1 pseudogene is annotated in these 228 nt (G+C 68.4%); it reads right to left on the reverse strand.

Annotated features, from left to right (window positions below):
* Positions 1-228 (reverse strand): annotated as a pseudogene (locus BEK98_RS46560) (hypothetical protein); the annotation flags it as partial.

A 228-nucleotide genomic window follows, 5' to 3' on the forward strand; every position in this document is an offset into this window, starting at 1 on the left:
GCGGTCGCGGTAGCCGTCCTTGGTCTCTTCCAACGCTCGAACATCGTCGGCCTCGGCCGCTCGGTCCCAGATGACGTACAGGTGACGGCTGAGCGCCGTGGCGTACTGCCGCGCGTCCCTATGAAGCTCCGTATAGCAGTTGCGCCGCAGCTCGCGGTGCTCGCCGGCCTCCTGAAAAGCATGGGTCAGCTCCAGCTCGCGCCGCTTGGCCCGGTCGGCACCGCGCTG

Origin of the sequence: Streptomyces diastatochromogenes, from assembly GCF_002242805.1 — a bacterium.
GTDB classification, from domain to species: Bacteria; Actinomycetota; Actinomycetes; order Streptomycetales; family Streptomycetaceae; genus Streptomyces; species Streptomyces diastatochromogenes.